We start from the raw sequence: 10,294 nt of genomic DNA, 5'->3' as shown, positions 1-10,294 counted from the left end.
CGGCAAATGTACGGGCGCGCCGGCTTCGACCTCCTACGCCAGCGAATCCTGCTCGCATAGGCAGATCACCTCCACCACCGTTTCTGCGCCAGAGCCGTTCTTTTTACAGTCCCGGTTCTCAACGTGGTGCAAGACGAGAATGGCCTGGACCATCGGGGTCGCCCGGTGCGGGCTGCAGCGGAGTTTCGTCAGGATCTTCCAGGTTTTGAGGGTGGCGTTGGCGCGTTCGCCGTTGGCGCGTTCGCCGATGGCGCGGATCCGGGCGTGTGCCCGGTTGACTTTCTTCTGCCAGGGGTTGAGTTTCGGCCGGTAGCGGTGGCGTTTGAACGGGGTCCGGATGCTGCCGCGGGCGCCTTGGTAGGCCTTGTCGGCGAATGTCATGACGTTCGCGCTGGTCAAGGCCTCGATGATGGTGTGTGTGCGGGCTGCGGTCAGGTCGTGGACGGCACCGGGCAGGGCTGCCGATGCCCAGACGAGCCGGCCTGCCGCGTCGGCTATGACCTGCACGTTCACGCCGTGTCGGCGGTGTTTGCCCGAGTAGTACGGCTTCTGGTCGGCGACCCGGTCGATTCCGATCAGGGTGCCGTCGAGGATCACGTAGGCGAGCAGCCGGATCCTGGACATCGCCGTGTCGAGGTCGTCGGCGGTGGCGGAGAGGAGGTCGATGGCCTCGCGGACGTAGCGCCAGGCGGTGGTCACGCCGATCTCGAAACCGCAGGCCAGGCGGGTCAGGGTGTCGCCGTTACGCAGGTGGGCCAGGGCGAGTAGGGCTTGTCGGCCGGGGTCGAGGCGCCGCCACCGGGACCTGCGCTGGTTGCGGTGGGCTCGGATGAGGCCGGCGAGGTAGTTCAGGCTGCGAGTGGACAACGGAATCGCGGCAGGGTAAGACAGCACAGCGAGGCTCCCGGTTGGGGCATCGGATCTTGGTCGACTGCTGTCTTACCGGGAGCCTCGTCCTATGTCGACCCCGGTGTCCCGTCCCGGCCGCGACCTGCACCATCACGATGAAAAAGGCTCCATGATCTACAACAGAACCATCGCCAGACAGCGCCGGCCAACGCTGAGCCCCACCAAACAAAGCCACCCACGACCCGAATGCGAGTAGGCCCCAGCGCAAGCCCGGACCGGTCTGACCCGCAGGAACGAGCGTCGCAAGCTCGACCCAGACCGCCTCCATAGGCCGCGGCGAGAGGCAACACCGACAAATCAGCAACAGCGACCAGGGGAGGAGCCGGCGGCAACACCGCCAACCTCGAGACACGCCCAGCCGCCCCAACATCCGCCTGAAAGCGCACCCCATGTCCGACGATCATCTCCTCCATAGGGGAAGGCTGCCGATCGATACACCGGCAACAGCCCCAAACCAGCGGAGAACAACCGGACAAGCCACCCGCGAAGAACCGGCGAGGACCCATGTCTCTACCACCTGACCCCACAAGCACCGCGGCTAACGGCCTGGTAGACACCATCGCTGACAGCGCCCATTCCGCCCAGGCGCCCACCTTCTTCCTCAGATCACTGCAGGTGAAGAACTTCCGGGCCATCCGCGACGCGACCTTCACGTTCCAACCCGGGCTCAACGTGATCATCGGGGCAAACAACGCCGCCAAAACCGCAGCAGTTGATGCACTACGCCTGCTCCTCGGCCTCGGAAGCTTCGAGAAACGCGAAGACACCATCCGGCTACGCCCGACAGACGTGTGCCTCGACCAGACCACCGAGCAAGGCCCCAAGCAGATCAGCTTCCTCGCCACCTTCTACGGCCGAAGTGACTCCGCACCACCCGCCCAGTTCTACGAAATGGCCTGCGTCGACGACACCACGTCGATCGGAACCCCGCCGACCGAATACACCGTCTTCAAACTCCTGTACCAAGTCACCTTCGAACTCAACGCCAAAACAGGCCGATACACACCCGGCCGCGGAGAACTCCGTGGCGGCCCCACCCTGTCCAACCCGGTGTCATACGACGTCATGGACTGGATGAAAGCCGTCTACCTCGCGCCGCTCCGCGACCTCATCAACGACCGCACCCGCGTCGGCGCCGAGATCGAACGACTCATCATCAGCCACACCGCCGACACGATGGCCACCAAACGCAAAGCCATCCCCGAAGAACTTCGCACCCGCCTCGCCCAACTGGTCGGCGAAGTCACCGGCGGGACACACCACACGGCAGCCAGCCGCAACCTTGCCGCCTACGCAAAGCCCTACCAGCTCGGCGACGAAAGCCTCACCTTCGAACCCCAAGGCATCTCCGAAGACCTCTTCCGCACCATGGCACCCGTCTTCGCGCACTCGCTGCACGGCAACGGCGGCCTCCCGCTCAGCAGCAACGGACTCGGCATCAACCAACTGATCTACGCCAGCATCGTGCTCTCACGACGCGGCGACGCCGAGGTGGATCAACACATGCACCGGTTCTTCCTCATCGAAGAACCCGAAGCCCACCTTCACCCCCAACTACAAGACTCCTTCTTCCACGCCCTCAACCAAATCACCGACCACCAAATCTTCGTCACCTCCCACTCGCCCACCATCACCGCCAAAACCGACCTCGACAAGATCATCGTGATGCGACGCAGCACCGGCGACGGCCCCGCTACGCCCCTCCACCTCGCCGACCAATTCCAAGGCCGAGACAGCGACAAGCGCTACCTGCACAAATTCCTCGATGTCTCCCGCTCCCAACTGCTGTTCGCCACCGGCGCCGTATTCGTCGAAGGCGTCACCGAAGCCATGCTCATGCAACGCTTCTCCGAACTCATCGGCCACAACCTGCGCGACCACGGCATCGAAATCGTCGTCATCGGCTCCGCCTGGGGATTCGAACACTTCAGACCCCTCTTCGCCGGCGCGGAAGGGCCCTACCACCGCGCCGTCTTCATCACCGACGGCGACGAAAGCCCCCGAGACGTCGCCACCGACCAAGCCTTCGTCAACGACACCACGTTCGACCTCGACCCCGGCCTCGAGATCGACGGCCAAACCGCGATCGCCAAGGGCTACGGCACACTCGAATTCGGACTCCTCCGCACCGCGATCGCCGGTACCCGCAACGAACCGATGCTCGCACTGCTCCGCGACGCGCTCCGAACGGCAGCCCCAGACAACATCAACTCCGACAACATGGACGCGTACCTCAAGGACTTCCTTGACGCCGACCAGCCGTCACTCGCCTACCGCAAAATGAAGGAAAACACCCTCGGCACCTGCGTCGAACTGGACGAATGGAATGCCAGTTGGCACACCAACGCCCCCTTCAAGAAGGTCAAGTCCGAGTTCGCCTTCCATCTGCACGAGGCCCTATCCGAATTACCCGACGAGGACGCAAACCGAGCATTCACCGTACCCAAATACATCACCGACGCCATCGCCTTCGTCACCGGAGCAACCCAAGCCAACGCCGCGACAACGGCCTCCTGATGCCCCTGAACAACGAGCAACGCGCAGCGCTGTGGGACCACCACGGCAAGCCGGTCAGCGGGCAACGAATCCTCTCCGCCCGACCAGGAACAGGTAAAACCACCACCCTGACCAGCTACTGCATCGACCTGGTCGAACACTGGCACGAACGACACCAGCCCTGGCAAGGCATCGCCATGCTCTCCTACACCAACGTCGCCAAAGACGAAATCGAGCACAAAATCCGAAAACTCGGGAAAGCCGAAGCACTACTCCAGAACCCGCATTTCGTCGGAACCGTCGACGCCTTCCTCAACCAGTATATATTTCTACCGCACGGAACCAGACCAATGGCATTCACCGGTGAACGGCCCAAACTAACCGGCGAACCATACCAACAATGGAAAAACCATTGGGCCCTGGACAACACAAAACCATCCAGCGCCTACTCCACCATGTGGTTCGACTGCTACACCATCGGACTCAACGGCAAACCCCTACGCATCGACGCCACACCGCGGCCCGCAAAACCGAAACCAGTCATCGCACAGCCCGTCACCGACGCCAACACCGCCAAAATCGTCGCCACGAAACGGCACGTCTGGTCCACCGGCCTCGCGCTCCAAGCCGACGCCAACTACCTGGCATACCAGGCGCTACTCACCTCACCAGCCCTAACCTCCGCAATCATCCGCCGCTTCCCCGTCCTCATCATCGACGAAGCTCAAGACCTCACCGACATCCAGCACGCCATCGTCGACCACCTCATCACAGCCGGCCTACGCCACGTCGTTCTCGTCGGCGACGAAAACCAAGCCATCTACGAATGGAACACCGCCCGACCCGAACTGTTCACCGCCAAAGCCACCGCCGGCCCACCCTGGACCAGCCACGCCCTGACCGCCAGCTACCGCTGCAGCCCCGCCATCTGCACCACTCTGACCGCCCTCGCCGGCGACGGCTCACAACTCGCCCCCGCAGAAGACGGCAAGAACCGGACCTACCCCGCGCCCGTCACCGTCCGGCCATTCGCCGCCAGCGACGGAACCGGCGAACTCAAAGCCGCAATCGACGAGCTCGCCGCCACACTCAGCAAGACGACTCCACACGACGGCAACGAAACGAATGTGAAGACCCTCCTGATCCTCGCCCGCGGCGCCGAACACGCACGCCAACTCGAGGCCGCATACTCCGGCATCACCGCAACAGCAACAAAACGGACCGTATGGGAAGACCCGCTCACTCGTGACTTCCTCCGAGTGCTCTACCTGATCAACATCTCCGACCAGTACGCCGCCGTTGAGGCCTACGAGACACTGCTGCGGAAACTAGGCGACCACCGATCTACGGCCGACATGAGAACCGCAGCCAAGCGCGCATTGGGCATCGCCGAAGACGAAGGTGCGGCCTACCGCATCGCCCTCTTCGATGACCTGAAAGAGCTCGAAGCGGCTCTTTCAAAAGAACCCTGCTCCCTGATCTCCGACTGCGCCGCAATTTGCACGACGGCTCTACGGGCCATACCAGCTAACAGAAGCGCGAGGTTCGAGAAAGACTGCGCCGGATTTGCCGCTGATGACAAGAAAGAACAAGACCGCCTCCTGTCGTCACTATTCGGCGCACGCGAAGCCCGTCATTGGATCAAACACTCTTCCTACAGTGACGTGCATGTCGCATTCGCCACTGCGCACGCTTCCAAAGGAGAAACCCACGACGCTGTCCTGCTGGTAGTAAAAAGCAGGACCCTGAGTTGCGGGTGCCCACAGTCGGCAGCGATGTGGAACAAAATTCTCAAGCATTCGATGACGGAATGTGAAACAAAACGCATTGTTTACGTCGCACTCTCACGTGCCGCACAAAATCTAATGATCCTTGCTCCAGCAGGCTCGGATGAGTGCTGGCGTGATCTCACCAGAGAAGCGCTACTGTAAATCTAAGACTGTGCGGCGGGTAACGTCCGGTTCGCTGCGACACCGTCGGCCTGGTCCACCTGCAAGGCCACCAGCATAAACCAACCCTATAGATGGATGTCGAGACGTCGTCGAGAGTCCGCTTCGCCGGAACGATCCGCCGAGCCCACCAACTCTTCCTCCGCTATCGCGATGCCTGAGACCGGCTCGCCATCGCCGACCAGACTGCGAACTCCACGAGATGGTCCGTCGCCGACGCAGCACGCCGATGGATACATCGGGTCGTCACGGCGATGTGATGGAGTAAAATCGAGCCCCAAGATCACTCGAATCGCTGATCAATCCAGGACGAACCGATGCCGCTGCAGATTCGCCGGTCCCGAGCCGGGGTACATCTGTTCGATCGCCATTCGGGGCTGAACGTCCTGGCCGATGAGGTTCGCGTCGCGACCGATGACTACTCCCAGTCTCCACGGTGCCTGTCCATAGCCCTGACCAACGCGTGCGACCTCCGCTGTGCCTACTGCTACGCGCCGAAGCAGGCCGCGACGCTGAACGCGGACCGTGTAGTCGCCTGGGCGGCTGAACTCGCCGGCGCCGGATGTCTCGGGATCGGCTTCGGCGGCGGCGAGCCCACCACACATCCGCGCTTCGCACAGATATGTGAGCAGGTCAGCCAATCGACGGCGATGGCGGTGACGTTCACTACCCACGGCCACCGGCTGACCCCACGCCTCGTCGAATCCCTCCAGGGGAATGTGCACTTCGCGCGTTTGTCGGTCGACGGCGTCGGCGACACCTACGAACGGCTCCGTGGCCGCCCGTTCGGAGCCGTCCACACGGCGGCCATGCGGCTCCGGTCGCTGGCGCCCATCGGCATCAACACCGTTGTCAACGCGAGCACCATCGGCGAACTCGACGACATAGCCGAGTTCGCCTCTGGCGTGGGAGCGGTCGAGCTCCTCCTGCTGCCGCAGCAGGCGACCGCTACCCAGCCGGGCATCTCCGCTTCCGACGCCGAGCGCCTCGTACGGTGGATCCAGCTCGCCAACCCCCCGATCCGGCTCGCGATCTCGAGAACCGGGATCGAATCCTCGGTAGTGACCGCCGAACCGATTCCCGGCGAAGACCCGCTGGAAGCGCACCTACACATCGACGCGACCGGCACGCTACGCCCCCACGCGTACGCGCGCACCGGCGTCGCCGTCACCGGCTCCCTCCTGGCCGCGGCGCACGAACTGAGGCAGGCGATATGAAAATCTGGCGCAGCTACGGTTCGGAGCACTCCATGGATCTGGTCCTCGTCGGCACATTCGAATCAGCCGCGCTTGCCGCGACAGCACAGGAACGGATGGAGGCCCTGCGGATCCTGGCAGAAGCCGAGTGGTCAGACGACCACTGGCAACGGCCGGACGAGCGCATGCCGAGGCAGATCATCAACGAACTGGCCAAGCTGAGCCTCTACGACATGGGACGCCATGACGTGGACATCTACGCCCTCGACCACACGGTCACCCGGGATGACGCCGTCATCACGGTGAAGACCGAAGAGTCCGACATCCAAGGCTTCCTGAAGGTGCTCCTCAACGTGGGCGCACGGGTAGAGATATTCTCCCGCCATCGGTGGAACGAGGATCGCACACCAAAGATCGATGCGGAAGCATGACCGTGGTGGATCTGGCTCAGCTCGAGAAGCTTCCCGGCGCCGCGGACCAGAATTTCGAGGTCCTCACCCGCGCCATCGTCTCCAGGCGATACGGCGGGTTGGGACCACTTCGAGAAAGACGGCAGCAGCCAGGCGTCGAGTTCTACCTCAGCGTTGAACACGACGGGCCGCTCGGCGGACCTGGCCGCGTCTGGGGATGGTCCTGTAAGTGGTTTATCCTCACCGCCAAGAACGAGCTGACAAAGAGCCAGCGGACCCTCATCGAAGAAGCCCTCGACAAGGCGAAGGTTCACGTCGCCAACCTGACGGACTTCGTGCTGTGCCTGCCGTTCCGCCCGGCAAAGAAGGACGAAGAATGGTTCGTGGAGCTCGGATCGGCCAGAAAACTCTCCCTGCACCTGTGGACTGGGGAGAACTACGAGGCGGAGCTCGCCGGCTGCGACGAACTGCGCTCGACGTTCTTCGGCGAACTTGTCCTCACGCCGACCATCCTCGCGGAGGCCCATGAACGATCCGTCCGCCCGGTCAAGGCTCGCTGGCTCCCGCCGCTGCACACCTCGAACCATGTGCAGCGAAACATCGAACGCGTCCTCCTTGCCCCGGCGTCATTCGACGAGCTCGACGAACACGCTCAGGACATCACGACCCGGGCAGCCGCTCTACGCGCCGCCCTCTCCACGATCAGCGATACGCCGACACGCACGGCCGCCGAGACGCTCGTCGATGATCTGGACAAATTCGTCGCCGGCATTCAAACGATCATCGACGCGGGCAGGAACCGCCGTCCAGAAGAGGTTCGGCAACGGCTAGAGGAGCAACGACCTCCCGGCATCTCACCCCGACAGCTGCGAGCGCTCCTTCTACAGCTTCGGAAACGGCAGATCCCGGCAGCTCTCGAAATCTCCGGCGTGGCCGTCGAGATTCGTACGGTCATGGGCGAGGTGGCCCAGCGGATCGAGGACCTGCAACGGCCGATGGTCGCGGTTGTGGCCCCCGCGGGTCTGGGCAAAACACACCTGGCCGCTGAGATCACCTCACCGGCGGGAAAGCCGACAGCGGGCGTGTTCGTCCACGGCGGCAAACTTCGATCCGGGAGCACGCTCGACGACCTGGCGCGCAAGGTTCCCGGCGTCCGGGTCGAGCGTTTCGAAGACCTTCTTGAGGCTCTAAATTCCGCCGGTGCGCGGGCGGGCACACGCATCCCCCTGGTCATCGACGGACTCAATGAAGCCGAACGCCCGTCCGAATGGCGCCCACTACTCGATGAGACCGTTCCTGAACTGCACAAATACCCGTACGTCCTCCTGGTCGTCACCCTCCGTGAGATACTCGCCGAACGTGCGATACCCGATGAGGCCCTGCAGGTGAGCCTCGAATGGCAGGAGCCCGAGGTCCGGGCGATCGTCACCACGTACTTCCGGCACTACCTGATCAACGCTGCCGGGGCCTGGCTTCCGAAAACGATGTTCAAGACCCCCTTGTTCGTCCGGATGTACTGCGAGGCCGCCAATCCGGATCGCATCAGAGTGGTCGGCGTCGAGGCATTACCGACCTCACTGAGCGGCGTGTTCGAGCTGTACCGCGAGAACGTCATCCGCCGGCTGGCCGACGATCCCGCCCGGAGGGCGATCCCGCCCGACCAGATCAAACGCCGACTCGCCGCCCTCGCGGAACAGCTGTGGACTCGCCGGACCCGCACGATCGCCTCGGACGACGCACGGGCCATCCTCGACGAAGGCCAGACCGACTGGGACGAGAGCCTTTTCCGGCGTCTGGTCGAGGAAGGCGTCCTGCTCCGCGACGAGGTCGACAGCGGCGAGGACGTATCGGCGCTGTTGTTCGACCGTTTCGCCGGGTACCTGATCGCTGACGCCAGACTTCGATCCACGAATCTTGCCGACATCGAAGACCGGCTCACGAAGAGCGACCTCTGGCAGGCCATCGAGGTCGATGGCCATGCCCTCGGTGAGGACGTCATCATCGGCCTGATCGGTCTGCTGCCCCGCCGCTTCAGCGGCCACCATCTCTGGCGTCACGCCCCAGCCGGGCATCGCTCCTGGATTCTGGCTCAGGAGCTGGAGTCGGAGGCAGGTTATCTGGATAGGGAGACCGTAGACGAGCTCGCCGCGCTGTTCCCCTCCTGGGACTGGAGATCCGCGGGTCGCCGTCGGGGGAACGGCATCCGGCCCGCGTTCGATCGCCTGTGGGAGGTCCGCAAGTCTGCCAGCCATCGACTGAACGCCGCCTTCCTCGACCGGGTACTGCGGCGGTTTCCGCTGGCGGACCGCGATCAGCGGTGGACCGAGTGGATTCGTAGCCGAGCAGAGGTGCATCTCACCGACGACCTCCATGCACTAGCCGAGCGCTGGTCGCGGGAACTGACACGTACGACGGCGGATGATCTGAACGCCCTGTCCGTCGCCTGGCTGCTCACCTCCACGTCCCGGCACGTCCGAGATCTCGCGACGAAGGCACTGCAGCGCTACGGCCGACCCGATCCCAAACGAATGTTCGACCTCGCCACCCGAATGCTCAACGTGGATGATCCGTACGTTGTCGAGCGAATCGTCGGTGCAGCGTTCGGTACAGCGTCCACCCACCAGCTGCCCGATCCCGGTGGACCCTTCGAGCGAGCACTCGCCGAGTGGCTCGTCACCCTGAACGAGCAATTGATCAACACCGCAGCTCCCCGAACTGCGCACGAAATCCTGCGCAGCTACGTCCGAGCAACCTTCGAGCTCGCGGGTAGTCTCCACCCTGCCGCCGTTCCGCACGGCGTGGATCCTTTCGCGCTGAAATTCGCGGCCATGCCTGCTGTACCCGTGATGAGTGATGACGATCCGAACGCTGCCGAAGCCGCCCGCACCTTCGGCGACGACTTCGAGAACTACGTGATCGGCTCGATCATCGACGGCAGGGACAACTACGACTTCGATCATCCCGAATACTGCCGCGCCCGTGGCGAAGTCATGGCTCGAATCTGGGAGATCGGCTGGCGAGAGTCGTTGCTCGGCAACACCGACCAGTCCATCACCTACCTCAGAAACCGTGCTCGAACAGACCGGGCGGACGTGGAGCGCTACGGCAAAAAGTACGGCTGGATCGCCTACCACGAGTTGGTCGGCAGGCTCACCGACACCAATCGGCATCGGAGGATATGGGCCGAAAACGGCCGCAACATCACGCCCGACATCGACCCCACGTTCCCCGAAGAACTGTCAAGCCCCGGGTTTGGTGGAGAGTTGGTTAGCTGGTTTTCAGGGGTGCGGTGACCGGGTGGGTCATCGCGTGCAGTGCCTCGTATTCGGCGGGT

The 10,294-nt window shown here is 63.3% G+C and carries 5 protein-coding genes and 1 pseudogene; 5 read left to right on the top strand and 1 reads right to left on the bottom strand.

Annotated features, from left to right (window positions below; genetic code table 11):
* Positions 1-117 precede the first annotated feature (117 nt).
* Positions 118-894: pseudogene (locus WH85_RS44865) on the bottom strand (transposase family protein); the annotation flags it as partial.
* A 519-nt stretch (positions 895-1,413) separates the two neighbouring features.
* Between WH85_RS44865 and WH85_RS44860 the strand changes: the two are divergent.
* From WH85_RS44860 to WH85_RS44840, 5 genes are all read left to right on the top strand, one after another.
* Positions 1,414-3,426, top strand: coding sequence for an ATP-dependent nuclease (locus WH85_RS44860; protein WP_083449750.1), 2,013 nt, complete (start codon positions 1,414-1,416; stop codon positions 3,424-3,426).
* Positions 3,426-5,336, top strand: a complete 1,911-nt coding sequence (locus WH85_RS49680; protein ID WP_169792576.1) for a UvrD-helicase domain-containing protein — start codon at positions 3,426-3,428, stop codon at positions 5,334-5,336. Before WH85_RS44860 ends, WH85_RS49680 begins: the two co-directional genes overlap by 1 nt.
* 335 nt (positions 5,337-5,671) lie before the next feature.
* Positions 5,672-6,571: a radical SAM protein gene (locus WH85_RS44850; RefSeq protein WP_045748329.1), complete on the top strand. Its 900-nt coding sequence runs from the start codon at positions 5,672-5,674 to the stop codon at positions 6,569-6,571.
* A gap of 32 nt (positions 6,572-6,603) precedes the next feature.
* Complete coding sequence (locus WH85_RS44845; protein WP_157411622.1) at positions 6,604-6,981, top strand: DUF6375 family protein; 378 nt, start codon at positions 6,604-6,606, stop codon at positions 6,979-6,981.
* Positions 6,978-10,253 (top strand): NACHT domain-containing protein, encoded by a 3,276-nt coding sequence (locus WH85_RS44840; RefSeq protein ID WP_045748327.1) that lies wholly within the window; start codon positions 6,978-6,980, stop codon positions 10,251-10,253. Before WH85_RS44845 ends, WH85_RS44840 begins: the two co-directional genes overlap by 4 nt.
* The last annotated feature ends 41 nt before the right edge of the window (positions 10,254-10,294 follow it).

It is taken from the genome of Actinoplanes rectilineatus (assembly GCF_000962825.1).
Classification (GTDB): Bacteria; Actinomycetota; Actinomycetes; order Mycobacteriales; family Micromonosporaceae; genus Actinoplanes; species Actinoplanes rectilineatus.
This window is presented reverse-complemented; position numbering and strand designations above follow the sequence as displayed.

Coding starts and splice junctions, on each gene's coding strand:
- WH85_RS44860 (WP_083449750.1), top strand. CDS start 1,414: ATGTCTCTACCACCTGACCCCACAAGCACCGCGGCTAACGGCCTGGTA.
- WH85_RS49680 (WP_169792576.1), top strand. CDS start 3,426: ATGCCCCTGAACAACGAGCAACGCGCAGCGCTGTGGGACCACCACGGC.
- WH85_RS44850 (WP_045748329.1), top strand. CDS start 5,672: ATGCCGCTGCAGATTCGCCGGTCCCGAGCCGGGGTACATCTGTTCGAT.
- WH85_RS44845 (WP_157411622.1), top strand. CDS start 6,604: ATGGATCTGGTCCTCGTCGGCACATTCGAATCAGCCGCGCTTGCCGCG.
- WH85_RS44840 (WP_045748327.1), top strand. CDS start 6,978: ATGACCGTGGTGGATCTGGCTCAGCTCGAGAAGCTTCCCGGCGCCGCG.